The sequence below is a fragment of the Enterovibrio coralii genome (genome assembly GCF_001559595.1).
GTDB classification, from domain to species: domain Bacteria; phylum Pseudomonadota; class Gammaproteobacteria; order Enterobacterales; family Vibrionaceae; genus Enterovibrio; species Enterovibrio coralii.
In genome coordinates, this window is the sequence record NZ_LNTY01000034.1 from 483,783 (window position 1) to 502,492 (window position 18,710).

General features: G+C 48.6%; 10 protein-coding genes, 4 pseudogenes and 1 riboswitch. Of the genes and pseudogenes, 9 read left to right on the forward strand and 5 right to left on the reverse strand.

The annotated features are described in order from the left end of the window. Positions 1 to 53: 53 nt before the first annotated feature. From ATN88_RS13490 to kdgR, 5 genes and pseudogenes are all read left to right on the forward strand, one after another. Positions 54 to 1,976: an ABC transporter substrate-binding protein gene (locus tag ATN88_RS13490; RefSeq protein WP_067416721.1), complete on the forward strand. Its 1,923-nt coding sequence runs from the start codon at positions 54 to 56 to the stop codon at positions 1,974 to 1,976. A gap of 75 nt (positions 1,977 to 2,051) precedes the next feature. Beyond that, positions 2,052 to 3,110, forward strand: coding sequence for an ABC transporter permease (locus tag ATN88_RS13495; protein WP_232313203.1), 1,059 nt, complete (start codon positions 2,052 to 2,054; stop codon positions 3,108 to 3,110). 46 nt (positions 3,111 to 3,156) lie between these two features. Further along, entirely contained in the window at positions 3,157 to 4,263 is a 1,107-nt protein-coding gene (locus ATN88_RS13500; protein WP_232313205.1) for an ABC transporter permease, read from the forward strand. A 4-nt stretch (positions 4,264 to 4,267) separates the two neighbouring features. Further along, positions 4,268 to 5,971 carry a dipeptide ABC transporter ATP-binding protein gene (locus ATN88_RS13505; RefSeq protein WP_067416724.1) on the forward strand — a complete coding sequence of 568 codons (1,704 nt, stop codon included), beginning with the start codon at positions 4,268 to 4,270 and terminating at the stop codon, positions 5,969 to 5,971. Between the two features lie 502 nt (positions 5,972 to 6,473). Beyond that, positions 6,474 to 7,258 (forward strand): annotated as a pseudogene (gene kdgR, locus ATN88_RS13510) (DNA-binding transcriptional regulator KdgR). Positions 7,259 to 7,456: 198 nt separating this feature from the next. Here kdgR and ATN88_RS13515 read toward each other — a convergent pair. Continuing rightward, positions 7,457 to 8,878 (reverse strand): OprD family outer membrane porin, encoded by a 1,422-nt coding sequence (locus tag ATN88_RS13515; RefSeq protein ID WP_067416729.1) that lies wholly within the window; start codon positions 8,876 to 8,878, stop codon positions 7,457 to 7,459. Between the two features lie 589 nt (positions 8,879 to 9,467). Between ATN88_RS13515 and galE the strand changes: the two genes are divergently transcribed. Next, positions 9,468 to 10,484 carry a UDP-glucose 4-epimerase GalE gene (galE, locus tag ATN88_RS13520; protein WP_067416734.1) on the forward strand — a complete coding sequence of 339 codons (1,017 nt, stop codon included), beginning with the start codon at positions 9,468 to 9,470 and terminating at the stop codon, positions 10,482 to 10,484. 71 nt (positions 10,485 to 10,555) lie between these two features. On the opposite strand, the pseudogene ATN88_RS13525 reads toward galE, so the two are convergent. Next, positions 10,556 to 11,934: pseudogene (locus ATN88_RS13525) on the reverse strand (MATE family efflux transporter). Positions 11,935 to 12,245: 311 nt separating this feature from the next. Beyond that, a riboswitch (TPP riboswitch) is annotated at positions 12,246 to 12,345 on the forward strand. A 64-nt stretch (positions 12,346 to 12,409) separates the two neighbouring features. Between ATN88_RS13525 and thiD the strand changes: the two are divergent. From thiD to thiE, 3 genes and pseudogenes are all read left to right on the forward strand, one after another. After that, complete coding sequence (thiD, locus tag ATN88_RS13530; RefSeq protein WP_067416737.1) at positions 12,410 to 13,252, forward strand: bifunctional hydroxymethylpyrimidine kinase/phosphomethylpyrimidine kinase; 843 nt, start codon at positions 12,410 to 12,412, stop codon at positions 13,250 to 13,252. A 49-nt stretch (positions 13,253 to 13,301) separates the two neighbouring features. Next, positions 13,302 to 14,090, forward strand: coding sequence for a hydroxyethylthiazole kinase (gene thiM / locus ATN88_RS13535; protein ID WP_067416739.1), 789 nt, complete (start codon positions 13,302 to 13,304; stop codon positions 14,088 to 14,090). Positions 14,091 to 14,101: 11 nt separating this feature from the next. Next, a pseudogene (gene thiE / locus ATN88_RS13540) lies at positions 14,102 to 14,721 on the forward strand (thiamine phosphate synthase). A 70-nt stretch (positions 14,722 to 14,791) separates the two neighbouring features. On the opposite strand, the gene ATN88_RS13545 reads toward thiE, so the two are convergent. The 3 genes and pseudogenes from ATN88_RS13545 to ATN88_RS13555 form a co-directional block, all read right to left on the reverse strand. Next, positions 14,792 to 15,637, reverse strand: a complete 846-nt coding sequence (locus tag ATN88_RS13545) for a DmsC/YnfH family molybdoenzyme membrane anchor subunit (protein WP_067416742.1) — start codon at positions 15,635 to 15,637, stop codon at positions 14,792 to 14,794. A 1-nt stretch (position 15,638) separates the two neighbouring features. Further along, entirely contained in the window at positions 15,639 to 16,253 is a 615-nt protein-coding gene (locus tag ATN88_RS13550) for a DMSO/selenate family reductase complex B subunit (protein ID WP_067416745.1), read from the reverse strand. 10 nt (positions 16,254 to 16,263) lie between these two features. Beyond that, positions 16,264 to 18,710: pseudogene (locus tag ATN88_RS13555) on the reverse strand (DmsA/YnfE/YnfF family dimethyl sulfoxide reductase).

The following is an 18,710-nucleotide window of genomic DNA, read 5'->3' on the forward strand; positions in this document are numbered from 1 at the left end:
AAGGCCATAAAACGAATTTAAACAATTACATATAAAACTCCCTGGAGAACCCAATGAAAGGTAATATCCAAACTCGCAAACGTACCTTACTTGCCGCTTCTATTGCCGCGCTACTGGCTACGCCAGCGTTTGCCGCGCAATTTAACGAAGCACCTGATTTGAAGGCGTTGGTTGCAGAAGGCAAACTGCCTTCAGTTGAACAACGCCTGCCAAGTGACCCTCTGGTTGTGACACCGTTTGAAGCGGTTGGTCAATACGGCGGTACGCTGAACCTTGTTGGCCTTTGGGGTGACAACGGCCATCGCATGCGTATTCTGGGTAACAATAACCTGTTCTCTTTTAACCACACCTATACCGATGTGGGTCCAAGCCTGGCGACAGGTTATGAGTCGAATGCGGATGCGACGGAGTACACCATCTTCTTGCGTAAGGGCATGAAGTGGTCAGACGGTTCAGATTTCTCAGCGGATGATATCGTTTATTACGTCAATGACGTGTTGGGTGACCCTAACCATGCAGGTAACCGCCCGCTTTATTTCAAAGATTACAAATCAGCGAAAGCTGAAGCGGTAGACAAGCACACGGTTAAGATTTCTCTGACCGAGCCAAATGGTTTGTTCATTCGTCAATTGGCGGGTGTAGATGGCTCTAACATCGCTGCGTTTAACAAAGCCTACTGTTCTCAGTTCCAACCTCAGTTCAACGCAAATGTAGAGAAAGAAGCGAAAGCGGAAGGCTTCTCTTCATGGCGTGAATACTACGAAGTGAAGTGTCCTGCACACTACTTCACCCCATTCTACGCAAATGCTGACCGTCCAACGATGGCTCCTTGGGTCGTAGAAACCCCACCATCAGCGAATGCGCCGTTTGCAGAATACGTGCGTAACCCTTACTTCTGGCAGGTTGATACTGCAGGCAACCAGTTGCCATACATCGACTCTGTGAAGTGGACATTCTCTGAAAACAAAGAAGAAATGTTGCTGCGTGCGGTTGCGGGTAAAACGGATTTCCAATCTCGTCACATCGACAACGCGGCAAACCGTCCAATCATCTTTGGTAACGCTGAAAAGTCTGACTACAAGGTCATGCTGCGCCCTGAAACGCGCATGAACGTGCTGGTACTGGGTCTGAACCAGAACTCGAAAGATCCTGTTAAACGTGAACTGTTCTCTAACAAAGACTTCCGTATTGCACTTTCTCACGCGATTGACCGTTGGGACATCAGTGAAACCATCTTTGGTGGCGCGGTAGAACCGTACCAAGCGGCTCCGCTAGAAGCGTCTCCTTTCTACAGCGAAGAATTTGCGAACCAATACACCGACTTCGATTTGGATAAAGCCAACAAGATGTTGGACGACATGGGACTGACTAACCGCGACAAAGACGGCTTCCGTCTAATGGAAAACGGTGAACGTATCCGCATCGAAGCATTGAGCACAACGCTGGTGAAACCAGAAACGCGCGATGCGCTGGAAATGGTGAAAAAGCACTGGGGTGAAATTGGCGTGATGCTGGATGTGCGTATTGTTGACCGCTCTCTGCAGAACTCAATGCGCTTTGCTAACGACTACGACGTGATCCCATGGTACGGCGATGGCGGCGTGGGCATCATCGACGAAGCGCGCTGGTACATGCCTTACTCTCCAGAATCTACGTTCGGTCTGGGCTGGTACAACTGGTCTGCAAACCCGAACTCAGATTCAGCAGTTGAGCCACCTGCGGCCGTGAAGAAACAAATTGAGCTTTACAGCCAACTTCGCAAGACCTCAGACAAGCAGAAACAAAACGCGTTGATGCAAGAAATTATCGATATTGCACAAGAGAACTTCTTCGCTATCGGTACGGTAAACAACTTGCCAAACGTTGTGATTGTTAACGAGAAACTGCGCAACGTACCAGAAGGTATGCCTGAGTCTTACAACCTGATGACGCCAGCACCAATGCGTGTCGGTCAATTGTGGTTCGATAACAAATAACAATAAAACAGAGGATGGTGAGCAATCGCCATCCTCCATCAATTAGCAACACAATTTAGGAATTGGGGAATTGAAATGAGCAATTTCTTAATGGGTGCAAGGGATCAGTTGGCGTCAACTGTTGCACCGTTTTTCGAGAAGCATCCTCTGGTGGCAAGTGGTTTATCACGCCTCGGCTTGATGATGTTTACCTTCTTTTGTATGTCTATCATCATCTTCTTGGTGATTGACTTGCCAGAGGGCGACTTCGCAACAGCGAAGATTGCTGAACTCCAATCACTGGGCCAAACCGTTGACCCAAAAATGATTGAAATTCTCCGCGAAACTTATGGTTTGGATAAGCCAATCCTCGTGCGTTACTGGGACTGGTTCTCGGGTCTGATGACCGGTGACCTCGGTATGTCTCTGTCTACGCAAGAGCCGGTTTGGGACACGATTAAAACACGACTGCCTGTCACATTGCTTCTGATGTCAGCTGTGTTGGTATTCATGTTCGTTACTGCGATTCCAATCGGTATTTATTCTGCACTTCGCCCTTATTCGATCGGTGACTACTTCGGCACCATCATCGGCTTCTTGGGTATGGCAACGCCAAACTTTGTTATGGCGATTATCGCCATTCTGATTGGCTACGAATATTTCGATACCGTGATTACCGGCCTGAACTCAGACGAATACTTAGGACAGCCAATGTCTTGGGGCAAATTCTGGGATTCAGTGCAGCGTAGTTGGGTATTCATCCTGGTTCTGGGTACGTCGGGCATGGCAACCATCATCCGTAAAGTGCGTGCGAACCTGATGGAAGAAATCAACAAACCTTACGTCACGACGGCACGAGCTAAAGGCCTGAGTGAACGTGAGCTCACCATGAAATACCCAGTGCGTCTGGCTCTTATCCCGATCGCTGCAACGATTGGCTGGAAACTCCCTGTGCTATTGGGTGCGGACATTATCGTAAGTCAGGTAATGAACATGCCAACCATGGGTACCTTGATGCTTCAAGCCCTAGAAAAACAAGACATGGTATTGGCAGGAGACATCCTGCTCATCATGGGCGGTTTGACCATCATCGGTACGCTGATTTCTGACTTACTGCTTCGTTTGATTGACCCACGCATTCGTGCTGGCGCGTAGAGGGATGTGACATGAGTGCTTAGTAGACAAACTAAACATTTTTAAATTGAAGAAGCTGGATAAAGAGACGGCCACCGCCTCCCAGCTGATGATCCACAAATTCCGCAGTAACCGTCTAGCTTGGATCAGCATGTGGTTTCTGGTTGTGGCATACGTGGTTGCGATGCCATTCGCTGAATTCTTTGCTCCGTTCGAATCGGGTGATAGCTGGCGCCGTTATACCTTTGCGCCGCCGCAAGAAATGCACTTCATTGAAAAAACGGATGACGGTTATAAATGGGCTCCACACCTGTCTGTGTACAAGGTGAAAACGGACCCGATGACGCTGCAAAAATCCTACGAGTTGGATGAGAACAAAAAAGCGTATTTTGAGTTCTTTGGTCAAACCGATGAGTACCACTTGATGGGCTTCATTCCGATGACCACCAAATTCATCGTTCCACATGACAAAAAGCTGCCTTTCTTCTGGCTGGGCTCTGACCGTATGGGACGTGACATGTTGTCACGCGTTATCCACGGTGCGCGTATCTCGCTGTCAGTTGGTTTGATGGGTGTGTTCTTTAGCTTGGTCATCGGTATCACTGTTGGTTCGATTGCAGGCTTGAAAGGCGGTTGGTTTGATACGGTCACTAACCGCACCATGGAAGTGATCAAAGCCATTCCAACGCTGCCTTTGTGGATGGCACTGACGGCTTCTTTGCCACGTGAGTGGGACAGCATCACCAAATACTTCCTCGTTACCCTGATCCTTGGCTGTGTGACCTGGCCAGATATGGCACGCGAAGTGCGTTCACGCTTCATGTCACTGCGCAATGAAGAATTCATCAACGCAGCATGGCTGGACGGTAACTCTCAAGCTTCAATCATTCGTCGCTACATGGTGCCAAATTTCATGGGCCACATCATTGCGGCGGTGACGCTGGCAATCCCAGCAATGATCCTGGGCGAAACCTCTCTGAGCTTCTTGGGTCTGGGTCTGCAAGCACCGGTTGTAAGCTGGGGTGTACTGCTTCAGGAAGCACAAAATATCCGCTCGGTGGCGGAAGCCCCTTGGCTGCTTTATCCAGCAGGTTTGGTGGTACTGGTAATTCTGGCAATGAACTCATTAGGCGACGGCTTGCGTGACGCAACTGACCCTTACCACGAGGCATAACGAGATGACTGATAAAATATTAGAAATCAATGGTCTGAACGTAAGTTTTGATAGCACACTGGGTTCAAAGCACGCGGTTAAAGATGTGAGCTTCGATATCGTTCGAGGGGAAACCTTGGCGGTGATTGGCGAGTCTGGCTCAGGTAAATCGGTAACATCTAAAGCCATTTTGCAAATCTTGGGTAAGACAGGCCATATCGATTCCGGCGACATCATGCTGCATGTCGATGGGTCGAAAGTAGATATCACTACCCTCAAAAGTGACAGCATCGAGATGCGTCGTATCCGAGCAGAGCGTATTTCGCTGGTTTCTCAAGAACCAATGAGTGCGCTTAGCCCAGTGCACACCGTAGGCGATCAGATCAAAGAAACCTTGTATCTGTGCAACCAAGGCATGTCAAAGCAACAGGCACATGAAGAGACGCTAAAGCTGTTAGGCCAAGTCTTGCTGCCAGATCCAGAAACTTTGATCAACAAATACCCGTATGCATTGTCAGGCGGTCAACGCCAGCGTGTGTGTATTGCAATGGCCATTGCTAGTCGCCCTGACATTCTGATTGCCGATGAACCAACAACGGCTCTGGACGTGACTACACAAGCTGAAATTCTGGAATTGTTTGCCAAGCTTCAGCGCGAAATCAACATGTCTATCCTGTTCATTACCCACGACTTGGGCGTAGTGGCGCAGATTTCAGACCGCGTTGTGGTGATGAAAGATGGCGAAGTGGTTGAGCGCGGCGATGTTCGTCAAATCTTTGAAAACCCACAGCATCCATACACTATCCGCTTAATGGAAGCGACGAAGCGACTGGAAATGCGCTCTGCATTGAAGGTCCCTTACGACGCAGAGAAAGCGACATGCAAAAAGCCAATCATTGATGCACGCAACGTTTACAAAATTTTCGAAAACGGCGGCGGCTTCTTTAAGAAAGGCAAAGATCTGGTGGCGTTGGAAGATGTATCAGTTGTCGTGAACCAAGGTGAGTCACTCGGTATTGTGGGTGAGTCGGGTTCAGGTAAGTCCACCCTGGGACGCGCAATTCTTGGCTTAGGCCACGCGAGTGCGGGTTCAATCATGTATCACGATCCTAGTCGTGAACTGGATGTGGATTTGGTGAACTTGGATCGTCAACCAAAAGACCATCTGTTCGTTGATTTGCGTTTGATCTTCCAAGATCCAATGTCGTCATTGAACCCTCGTATGACAGTCGCAGACATCATTTTGGAACCTTTGCGTCAATTGAAGCCAGAGATGACAGAAGATGAGCGTCGTAAAGAGCTTCATGAAGTCATGGATTGGGTTGGTGTCCATCGCGATTGGGCTGCGCGTTATCCGCATGCTTTCTCTGGCGGTCAGCGTCAGCGTATCGTTATTGCTCGCGCGCTGATCACCCGTCCAAAACTGGTTATCGCGGATGAAGCAACGGCAGCACTGGATGTATCCCTTCGCTCTCGTGCACTCGATCTGCTGATTGAATACCAGAACCGCTACGGTACCTCGTTCATCTTGATCACCCACGACATCGCAACCGTGAAGTACTTCTGTGACCGCATGGTCGTGCTTGAGAAGGGCAAGATTGTCGAGCAGGGTACGGTAGACCAAATCATCAACAATCCTCAGGAGGCGTACACCAAACGCCTGATTGACGCAGTGCCAAAAGCGGAATTACCACCTTTGACCACTGAACCTGAGTTGCTTACCGCATAACGTAAATCCTCCGAAAATCCGAAACGGCTTTCGGAGGATGAATGTAAAGAGGGTAGTCAGGTGTAACAAACGAAATTCCACTATGGAGAAGCAAAGTAATGGTCCAAGACGTTCCCATGTAATGTATTCCCAAGAATGGGAGTTTGTCACAGTGCATTTGTCTACCAAATTTAAAACGACATTTTATATGGGCACCGCTAAGCGGTGCTTTGTTGCATTTTTATCCACAAGGATAAGAGGCAACTCAGTAAAGTAATGAAAATTAATAAAGAAAACTTTGGTGTGCGAGGGAGTGTGCATTAACTCGAATAAACAAAACTGGAACAAAGGAACTGCTGACCAGTATTCAAGTCATTGCTTATCATTGATAACCAAAATATTAAAAATATCGTTTCATTTATCTTGGTTTAAGATTGATTTTTGTGATGCCTAACTTACAATTGCAGCTATTAACTCTGTCGATAGCTGACAGAACTCAATGATTTGAGGAAAGGATGAATCTATGAGCAACAAGCAACCTGATGCTGTCTCGTCCGTTCAAAAAACTATGGCGATTTTTGAAACGTTGAGCAGTGAGAAGGAAATTGGAATCAGCGATCTCGCTCAACGATTAATGATGTCAAAAAGCACGGTTTATCGCTTCCTGCAAACGATGAAGACGCTAGGCTATGTCTCTCAAGAAGGCGAGAGTGAGCGCTATGCATTAACGTTGAAGCTTTTTGAAGTGGGTGCTCGTGCACTTGAGTATGTGGACATCATTGATTACGCGAACTCAGAAATGGTTAAGATTTCTGACGAGACCATGGAAGCTCTGCACCTAGGTGCCTTGGATGAAGACAGCATTATCTACATCCATAAAATTGACTCGAAATATAAGCTGAGCATGCAATCGCGTATCGGTAAGCGCAACCCGCTTTATAGTACGGCGATTGGTAAAGTGCTGCTGGCCGAATTACCAGAAGCCGTGGTACGTGAATGTCTGCGAAATGTAGAATTTAAACAATCTACACCTAAGACACACAAGAACATCGAAGAATTGCTGCTGAACTGCCAAAAGTGAAAGAACAAGGTTATGGCGAAGACAATGAAGAACAAGAAGTCGGTCTTCGTTGTATTGCAGTGCCAGTTTACGACCGTTTTGGCAAAGTCATTGCTGGCCTGAGTATCTCGCTGCCAACGATGCGTTTTACCGAAAGCAAGAAAGAAGAATTCATTAAGTATCTGCACTCGTCAGCGGCCATGATCTCTTCACGTCTGGGTTGTACTGAGTATCCAGCAGCAAAATAAGCGGCGAAAATCCCGTTAAAAAAGTGGCTTGCATGGCCACTTTTTTTATATCTAGCATGGGGTTGTCGAGAGTTTCTTTGATCGTGTAAAGGCACATCCAGCGAAAGCATTGCGGTGCTTAGGCGCCAGGGCACTTGGATTGATAGCTAAAAAAATCCCCGCTTTTCAGCGGGGATTTGAACGAGAGAGTAGGATAAATTACTTCGCTGCGTATGAGTAAGAGAACATGAGTTTCATGTCATTACGGTCATACTTGTAGTTTGTGTCTTCTGAGCGGAAGTACGCTGGGAAGAAGTTGATGTTTAGGCCTTTCAGACCACCATCAAGGAAGCGGTAACGGATGTTGTAGTCGATAGAGTACATGGTGCCGTCGTAAGTACGCGCATCGCCTTTTGCACCCTTGTCAGAAATAACATCCCAACCATAGTTACCACTCAGGCCAACACTCAGCTCTGGAATACCCCAAGATGCAAAGTTGTAATCTACGCCCAGTTTAATCGCTTTGGTGCCATCTGGGTTGTAGTCTTCAATTTGCGAAGTGGCTTGCATAAAGTTACGGTTGTCTGAGTTAGCCCAAGGTGTCAGACGGAAGTTGTACGCACCACCTGGATCGCTTGGCGCATCTGTTTGGCTGTACGCCGTGCGGAAGGTGAAACCGCCATTTTTAATGTCTGCGCCCAACGCAATGTAGCTCTCAACCTCTGCGTCGTATACTTTAGATACTTTGCCTTCTACATATTTACCGCCGTGGTAGAAGAATGCAGTGTTCAGTTTGGTTTCTTCGCTCAGATCCCAGCTGTACTTAACCAACGCCTGCCAGTTGTCGCGGTAGTCTTTGCCTTGGCCGTAACCTAAGTCGATAACACCGTTATCCAGTTCGTAGATTGCGCCGACAGTATGGATGAAATCAATTTTCTGTGCCGCTGACATGTTTGGCTCACCTTGGTGCCAAGCATTGGTCATGTCCTTGAATTCATCACTCCAGTCATTTTTGAATTGGTCAGCCCATGCGTAACCCACATGGAATTTACCCATCGACAGTTTACCTTCGAAACCGCGGTAGGAGTGAGGGTTCAAGCCCCAAGACGAACGGATAGTACCCATGTTGATGCGGGTGTAACCTGCGCGACCAGCAAAGCCAAGGTCTTTGTCACCCAGCTTCATTTTCAACGCGGCGATGTTTAAAGAGGTATTGGTTTTTTCACACGCATCATCTGCAACACCGTCGTCATTACAATCGTAGTCGTACAGTAGGATTTCAGACTGACCAACGGTATCGCCAACTTTCATCAGGGTGCTAGCCCACAGATCAAAACCAACAACATCTTTGAAGTAGCCTGAACGGTAGTCCATCGCTAGTTGTAGGGTTTGGTTTTCAATCTGAGGTTTGAAATCTTCACCAGGTTTGCGTTCTTCACGATCACGGATGTAAAGGAATGAGTGGAGATTTAGCTTGGAATCGTCATAGAACGCTTTTTTTGCTTCATCACTCAGGTCTACGGCAGCAACGCTCTGGTTTTGGGCGTCGTTCGGGTTCAATTCTGCTTGCGCAGTAAAGGTGCAAAGAGCCGCTGCAATAGAGAGGCTAAGCACCGAAAGTTTGTTAGTAGGTTTTATCATCGTTATATCCAATTGTAGGGTATGCATTTGGTCTGAAAGGAGCATATTTGAAAAGCATTTTGGTTAAAAACAAAACAGTGTTTTATGATTCAAATGCTTGATCGTGATCTGATATTGAAATGGCGTTTTGAAAAATAATTATCGTCGATTTAATTTTGTGCGTTATGTCAATGGATGGTGAATTGAATTAGGTTATATAAGCTTCGCAAATGTGTGGGAGGGACCTGTTAACTGTAAATATGCCTTGTTTATCAACCTAGAATACAAACCTTAATGTAGGCTTTCTGGGTTGAGTATTTGGCTGGGAAGTTAAATTTTAGGCAAGATGTTTTGTATAAGGTTGGGCAAAAGTAAGCGTTATGTGAGGATGAGAACATTGGAATTTCTCGCGATTTCTAATAGATTTTTTGTTCATTTCGCAACAAAATAAAAAGACGTTTTATTAATGGCTTTTTAAAGCGGGCGAATAACTGTCGTTGATTGTGTTAAACTTTCAAGACAGAGCATTTGCTGATGCTTAATGAATCTAACAACGTAGGCTCGACCAAAACCAGTCAGAGCCTGTGAAATGTAATTTTGGGAACCTGCAATGGACGTATTGATTACCGGTGGCATGGGATATATCGGCAGCCACACTTGTGTGCAGCTTATTGAAGCTGGGCATAATCCAATCATCTTGGACAACTTGCACAACAGCAAAGTCGCTGTGTTGGATCGTATTGAAAAGCTGACGGGCAAGCGTCCGACGTTTTACCAAGGCGACATCCGTGATGCTGATAAACTAGACACGCTTTTCTCTCTGCACAGTATTGAATCAGTCATTCACTTTGCGGGATTAAAAGCCGTCGGTGAGTCTGTTGAGAAGCCGCTGGAATATTACGACAACAACGTGAATGGCACCTTGGTGCTGGTGGATGCAATGCGTAGAGCGGATGTTAAGTCACTGGTGTTTAGCTCGTCTGCAACCGTTTACGGTGACCCAGCGTCTGTGCCAATTACTGAAACCTTCCCAACGTCTGCTACAAACCCATATGGCCGCAGCAAACTGATGGTTGAAGAATGCATGACGGATTTCCAACAGGCGAATCCAGACTGGAGCATCACACTGCTCCGTTACTTCAATCCGGTTGGCTCGCACAAATCGGGTGAGATGGGTGAAGACCCGCAAGGCATTCCAAACAACCTGATGCCTTTTATTTCCCAAGTGGCCGTTGGGCGTCGTGAGTTCCTCTCAGTGTTTGGTGATGATTACCCGACCAAAGACGGCAGTGGTGTTCGCGATTACATTCACGTCGTTGATTTGGCAAATGGTCACTTGGCGGCGTTGGACAGAGTCGGTAAAAAAGCCGGTTTGCACATCTACAATCTGGGCACTGGTGACGGTAAGAGTGTGCTTGAGATGGTGGCTGCGTTCAGTGACGCTTGCGGTAAAGAGATTGCCTACAAAATCGCGCCGCGTCGCCCTGGTGATATCGCAGAATGTTGGGCTGATGCCTCTAAAGCGCAAACTGAGCTAGGTTGGAAAGCGACACACACGCTGGACGACATGGTTCAAGATACATGGCGTTGGCAGTCTAATAACCCAAATGGTTACCCAGACGCGTAAGTAAAGCGCATTCAGTTATACAGAAAAGGGCGTCGTTATGACGCCCTTTTTTTGTGTTCGATATTGCGTGTTTAGGCCGCAACGAGATTCTTAATCCAAACCTTACGGCGAACGCGATAAATCGAACCAACCCATTTCACCATTTCTTCAACAGCAAACAGGGCGTAGACCCATTCCAACGGCACTTTCATCACTAGCGCAGCAAAGGCGACAACGGGAATACCGATCAGCCACTGAGCAGTGATGTCTTGGTATAAACAGTAACGGATATCACCGCCCGCGCGCAGCACACCAACAATCATGCTCATTGGCACGGATTTGATGATCAGCATGCCTGCAAACATCCAGTAAAACTTCTCTGTCAGTGCCATAGTGCTTGGTGACAATGCTGAGAACAGACTCAGAATGGGGTCACAAACGAGCAGCATAATGCCTGCCACCAAAACCGCACCGACAAAGCTAAACGCGGCAATGCCCCAAGCTTGTGGGTAGACCACATCCAATTTGTTTGCGCCGAGTTGGTTCCCCATGACCACACTCGCTGCATTGGAGATGCCTATAAGCATGGCCAGCGCGAACGATTCAATTGGCGTGATTACCGAAAGTGCCGCCAAGCCTTCTACGCCTGCTTGTCCCAAAATCGCGTGGTAAACAAAGATGCCACTTGACCATATCAGGTGGTTCAATGCGATAGGAAAAGACAGCGATAGAAAACGCTTCATGCCTTCAGGGTCAAATGCTGCAACGATATGTTGAATACCAAATGCTGACTCGAGTTGCTTTCTGTAGGTGTACAGGAAGAAAAGCACCACTTCAACGACACCACTTAGCATGGTAGCCCAAGCGGCACCCGCTATCCCCAGTGCTGGGAAGCCCAAGTTACCGAAGATCAGTACCCAGTTAAGGAACATGTTCAGCGTAATACCGACAAAGCTGAACGCGGTGCCGATACCTGGTTTATTCATGGTTCGAAGCGAGGCATTAAGCTGCTGCCAAGCGCGATCGTAATCATGGCAACTGCCGTGATTTGCAGGTACTCAGAGCCTAATGCGATAACGTTACTGTCGTTCGTCGCCAGTCCCATCACCAGATGTGGGATGAAAAGGAAAATCAGCGCAAACAGCACGGCAACGATCGTCGTCATTACCGCCGTCAACGCGGTTTTACGACGAAACCCTTCGATGTTTCCTGCGCCCCAATATTGCGCCGTCAGCAAAGATCCACCTGTCGTGACACCAAAGATCAAAATGGTGGCAACAAATAGGGCTTTACCAGCCACACCAATAGCGGCGACGTCAGCTTCACCCAACTGACCAAGCATAAGGATGTCCACCAAACTGCGGCTTGAAAACAGCATGGTTTGTAACGCAATTGGCAGACCAATACTGATCAGACGGCCGAAAAACTGCGCATCGCAATGTGTGCGAAGTAAAGAATACTTGGTGCTCAAGATGGATTCCTAAAAAGGGTGGAGTGAACAATAAGGGACTAAATTTTGCGCGATTATCAGGCAATATTTTTTACTTCACAAGAGGGGAAGGAAAAAGAATTAAGACTGATTTTTCATATGAAAAGTGTGAACTATGTCTTTAGTTATAATTATATTTATCAATGCCTTATGTGTGGGTGTTTTGTTGGTGTGCAAGACGGTTTTAAAGGCGAGCGTGGTAATGGTTTCTCTTTGATTTTGTGAGTTGTTCGAAACAGATAGCGGCGAATTAGGTTTATATTGCAGATAGTTAAAAACTTGATAGGATCTCGCTGAGATAGTCGGGGAGCCAGTTGGCTGAGAATGCAGTTTGCATGACCCGTTGAACCTGATTCAGTTAGCACTGACGTAGGGAACTATTTGTGTCGCCGTGGACAAGTGTCTTGATGCTTGTTCTGACACACAGGTGTTCCTCGACGTTGGTTTAGGAATACACATGAACTTACCTACCCAACAATCAAACGCTTCAACCCCAATCGTACTGACCATTGCTGGTTCAGACAGCGGTGGCGGTGCAGGCATTCAGGCTGACATCAAAGCCATTTCTGCCACAGGCGGATTTGCGTGCTCGGTCATCACTGCTATTACGTCTCAAAACACCAAAGGCGTTTCCGCCATTTTCCCGATTCCGATTGAGCATGTTGCCAGCCAACTCGACGCGGTTTTCTCTGATCTCAATATCGTTGCCGTCAAAGTCGGCATGCTTGCAGACAGCAATATCATTCGTATCGTCGCAGAGAAAATAAAACAGTACCGTCCACAGTTTCTCGTGGTTGACCCAGTGATGGTCGCTACCAGTGGGGATTTGTTGCTGGAAACTGAAGCGATTAGCACCTTGAAATCTGAGCTTTTGCCACTGGCGGACATTATCACGCCAAACCTGCCAGAGGGAGCGGCGTTGACGGGGCTTTCCGTTCCTCAGAATGAATCGGATATGAACGCGATGATCACTGACCTTCGTGCTTTAGGCGCAAAAGCGGTGCTGCTGAAAGGCGGACACCTAGAGCATGACGATAGCAGCAACGATTTGTTGATATTCAGCGATGAGATAGAAGTGCTTCGCGCGAAACGCACACAAACTAAAAATACCCACGGCACAGGGTGCTCGCTCTCTTCTGCGATTGCCTCTTATCTTGCTCAGGGTAATGACGTTCTAAAAGCAGTTCAGCTAGGGAAAACATACATTTCTGAAGCCATCGCGCACGCAGATGAGCTTCATGTTGGCGAAGGACATGGTCCTGTAAACCATTTCTTCGCAGGTCACACACAACTGCGTTAATAGCAGGTGGCCTTGGAGACTGAATTTAAGCTTGAATTGAGGGAAGACAATGAACGTTGAAAAAATCGTATCGGCACTGCGCCGCGTACGTGAAGTGAAACCTTTGGTGGTAAACATCACCAACTACGTCGTGATGAATAACACAGCCAATGCACTGCTTGCTGTAGGTGCTTCACCTATCATGGCACACTCCAAACAAGAAATGTCTGAGATGATGTTCTTTGCGGGTTCACTGGTGATCAACATCGGTACCTTGGACAGTGCTTGGGTACCGCGCATGCTACATGCGGTAGAGCAGGCGAACGTCAACAAAAAGACCGTCGTGCTAGACCCTGTAGGGTGTGGTGCAAGTGCCATCCGTACTGAAACCTCGCGCCAAGTTGCCGCGTTGGCCGACTCGCTGATCATTCGTGGTAACGCGTCAGAAATCATCGCACTGGCGGGTGAGCAAGGTCAGTCTAAAGGTGTTGATGCCATGGACAGCAGCGATGCCGCCTTGGGGGCAGCGCAATACTTGGTTGAAACCTACCATTGTGCGGTGGTTGTTTCTGGCGAGATCGACTTTATCGTGACCGAAGAAAGCTATATTCAGCTTAAAAATGGTCACGCCATGATGCCTTACGTTACTGGAATGGGATGCACATTGTCGGCGCTAACTGGGGCGTTTGCAGCGGTGGGTGAGAAAACAGGTTTAGCTGCAGCGGCGGTGTTAGGTGTTGCAGGTGAAATAGCGGCCGAGCAATCTGCGGGGCCGGGTAGCTTGCAAGTGAACATTCTCGATACCCTGTATCAACTAGACGTTGAGACGCTCACGCAGCGACTCATTATGATCGATTAAGGAACAGGCATTTGAACCCTTATCGTTTATATTTAGTCACAGACGATCAGCAAGACGTAGACATCTTGAAATGGGTGGTACGAGAAGCGGTTGCTGGTGGCGTGACCATGGTGCAAGTGCGCGAAAAACATGGCGATGTGCGTCAGTTCATTGAGCGCGCGAAAGCCGTTAAAGATATATTAAACGGCACAGGTGTGCCTCTCATTATCAACGATCGCGTCGATGTCGCATTGGCTGTTGATGCTGATGGTGTGCACCTTGGTCAATCGGACATGCCCGCTGACATGGCGCGTCAATTAATCGGTCCTGATAAGATTTTAGGGCTTTCTATTGAAACGGATGAACAGCTTCAAGAAGCAGAGTCTTTGCCGGTTGATTATCTGGATTGAGCGCGATATTCGCGACGCCAACCAAAACGGACACCAAAAATGAGTGGGGCATTGAAGGGTTGGCAAAAGCGATAAAAGCCAGCCGTTATCCGATTGTCGCCATTGGTGGCATCAACCCCTCAAATCTTGATGACGTCGTCTCGACGGGCGTGCATGGCATCGCATTGGTGTCGGCAATCTGTCACGCCGACTCGCCCCGTGATGCGGCAGCAAGCTTGAAAGCGCAGATAGGCAAAGCGTGATCTAGTCAGAAATAAAAATCCCCTCAGCCGAGGGGATTTTTTTATGTGGTGTGTTTGAACGTGATGGTGCTTATACGCCCGCCGTCATGTGCATGCCATAGAACATGCCACGGCCTACCAGTTCAGACAGAACGATGAAGACAAATGCCATTGCCAATACTGGCAGTGCTGGTTTTTGTTTCATAAACACAGGCAGAAGCCAAATCACCATGCCCGTTGTCAGTAAGCTCAAGCGAATCAGCAAGATGGTTTCCATTTCTGGTACCACAGCCATTGCCGTCGTCACGCTGGTTTCAATGCTGCCTAGGTGGACAGTGAGTAGTGCCACTGCAATCACTATAGCCATTGCTGAGAGCAAACCCAGAAGCGGCAAAGTCGTGTCTGCAGCTTGGATTTTGTGGTTCGCCGCAGTCAATAGCAGGTGTGCCAAGGCAAAGCCGCTAACCAGCATGGTCAATAAGAACGCGGCTGGAGTGAGGCCTGTGTACCAAGTTGGAACAGTGTCAATCATGTAAACCATGATCATGGCGTACATGAAGAAGGCACCCACGCCCATTGCACCCAGCATTAAGGCTTTGCGAATACCTTCACTGCCCTTGTCCAAAATAGATAGTAGCCAGTAGAAGCCACCCAGTGCGAAGAACATACTGCCGCTTGCAATTTCATTCGACAGCCAAGACTTACCGACCATGTTCAGCGCATTCATTGCGCGTAGCGGAGAGCCCAAGTGCATGGTTGATGCCATAAAACCCAACCCCATGATGACCCAAAGGCCGAACATGGCTTTGTGCAGACGCTGTTCGCCGCCAGGACAGAACTGCTTGCTCAGTAGCAGAACACTCAGCACTAAAAAGGCGCCAACCGCAGTCTGAGCGAATACCGTAAATACGACCAGTGGCCATTCATGCCATGCCATATTAAACCTCCTTCGGATTCGCCAGATAGCCGGTGGTATCTCCACATGGGCGCGCATGGCGGTTTGGTTTGATTACAATGTTTGGTTTGGTCAGTGAGGCAGAAGGTAGCGGTGCCACTTCCGCTTGCTCGCCGTATTTCGCGCGCAATTCATCAATAGGACCAAACTCCAGTGCACGCAGTGGGCAAGAACCCACGCACACTGGCTCCAGACCCTCTGCCACGCGCTCATAACAGCCATCACATTTGGTCATGTGGCCTTTGTCTGCGTCATACTGTGGCGCGCCGTAAGGACATGCCATCGAACAGTACTGACAACCAATACAGGTATCGGTGTCGACGATGACAAAACCGTCTTCACGCTTGTGCATAGCACCACTTGGACAAACCTTGGTACACGCTGGCTCAGAGCAGTGGTTACACGCCATAGAGATGTAATAGCTGTAAACATCCTGACGCCATGTGTCGCCGTCTTTCACCCAGTTGCCGCCTGCGTACTCGTAAACGCGGCGGAAGTTAACGCCAACGTCCAAGTCCTTGTTGTCTTTGCAAGACAGCTGGCAAGTTTTACAACCGGTGCACTTGCTTGAGTCGATATAAAAACCGTATTGCTTCATGGTTTAACCTTTACGCCTTCTTCACCAGTTGAACTTCCACCAAGTTGGTGTGTTGTGGGTTACCTTTTGCCAGTGGGCTTGGACGCTGCGTGGTAAGAACGTTGATACAACCGCCTTGGTCAATCTTGTTCTTACCCGGTGCATACCAGCCGCCTTCACCCAATGCCGTTACGCCTGGCATGATGCGAGGAGTCACTTTCGCTGGAATATGAAGCTCGCCACGCTCGTTGAAAATACGGATCAAGTCGCCGTTCTCAATGCCGCGTTCTGCTGCATCAATAGGGTTGATCCACATTTCTTGCGGTGCAGCTTCTTTGATCACATCGACGTTGCCGTAGGTAGAGTGACAGCGTGCTTTGTAGTGGAAGCCCGTCAACTGGAGAGGGTAGGTGTCACGCTTGTTGTCATCCCAGCCATCAAAGGTTGAGACGTAAATAGGCAGCGGGTGAATCACTTCGTCATCTTTCAACTCCCATGTCGCCGCGATGTTTGCCAAACGCTCAGAGTAGATTTCGATTTTGCCCGAAGGTGTGCCCAGCGGGTTGTTTTCTGGGTCTTCACGGAAAGCCTTGTACGCCACGTAGTGACCATTCGGGTCTTTACGCTTGTAGATACCTTGCTCTCGCATGTTTCAAAGTCTGGCAGTGACGGGTCCATCTCGCGGGTCAGAGCATACAGGTGACGCAACCAACCTTCTTGGGTACGACCTTCAGTGAATGCCTCGCCGACACCCATGCGTTTGGAGATCTCAGAACACATCTCATAAATACCTTTGGCCTCGAACTGTGGTTCGATGGCTTTGTCAGCAAAAATGAAGTACGGCATGTTTGCCGCTTTGGTGTCCATGCAGAAATCCATCTGCTCAGAGGTTGTCAGGTCTGGAAGCACGATGTCCGCATATTTCGCAGAAGACGTCATGTGGTTGTCGATCACAACGATCAACTCACACGCCTTGTCATCTTGAAGGATGTCGTGGGTTTTGTTGATGTCCGAGTGCTGGTTGATGATGCAGTTACCGGCATAGTTCCAGATCATCTTGATTGGTACGTTCAGCTTCTCGACGCCACGAATACCGTCGCGGGTTGCCGTCATCTCTGGGCCACGGACAATCGCATCGGTCCATAGGAACATCGGAATTGACGCTTTGACTGGGTTTGACAGGGTAGGGAAGCGCACAAAGGGGATGTTGTAATCAGACTCACGAGCACCTGTGCCGCCGCCATGGATACCAACGTTACCAGTTAGCAGTGCCAACATGGCCACAGCGCGCGCTGCGATTTCACCGTTCGCCGTGCGTTGCAACCCCCAACCTTGCAAGATGGCACAAGGCTTGGTTGAGCCAATTTCACGTGCAGTCTTGATGATGATGTCTGCTGGAATACCCGTGATAGAAGCCGCCCATTCTGGCGTTTTCGCGATGCCATCCGGACCATCACCCAGAATGTATGACTTGTAGTCGCTTTTCGCAGGCGCGGACGCTGGCAGGGTTTTCTCGTCATAACCTACGCAGTACGTATCTAGGAATGGCTGGTCAACCAAGTCTTCCGTGATCATAACGTGTGCCATTGCTGCAACGAATGCGGCATCCGTACCTGGACGAATTGGGATCCACTGATCCTCACGGCCACCGGCAGTGTCGGTGTATCGCGGATCAATCATGATCATGCGTGCGTTTGAGCGTGCTTTACCTTCCATCATGTGATGGATAAGGCCACCACCAGACATACGGGTTTCAGCAGGGTTATTACCGAACTGAACAATCAGCTTGGTGTTTTCCAAATCGGAGAAAGAGTTACCGTAAGCCCAGCCACCACCGTAGGTGTAATCAAGACCCACAGTGATTTGTGCGGTGGAGTAATCACCGTAGTGATTCAGGTAACCACCGGTCAGGTTCATCATACGCGCAATCAGCGAGCTGCCAGGAGGCCATGATTTGGTTACCGTGCCACCCAGTGTGCCTGTGCCGTAGTTCAGGTAAATCGCTTCGTTGCCGTAGTCCTTGATGATGCGCTTCATGTTGTTCGCGATGTCATCGTAGGCTTCTTCCCACGTGATGCGCTTGAATTTGCCTTCGCCACGCGCGCCAACGCGTTTCATTGGGTATTTCAAACGGTCAGGGTTGTAGACACGGCGGCGCATTGAGCGACCACGCAGACATGCGCGGACTTGGTGGTTACCGTATACATCATCGCCTGTGTTGTCGGTTTCAACCCATTTGATCTCACCATCAACAACATGCATGCGAAGTGGACAGCGGCTACCGCAGTTTACGGTACACGCACTCCACACGACTTTTTCTTCTTTTGCCGCTGCTGTTGCAGCAGCAACAGGGCTTGATTTAAACGGCAGCGTGACAGCACTCGCTGTTGCGGCTAAACCACCCATCGCGGAAGAAGACTTCACAAAGTCTCGCCGTGAAAGGCCGCCAGACAGCAACGCTTTAAACGTATTTTTCAT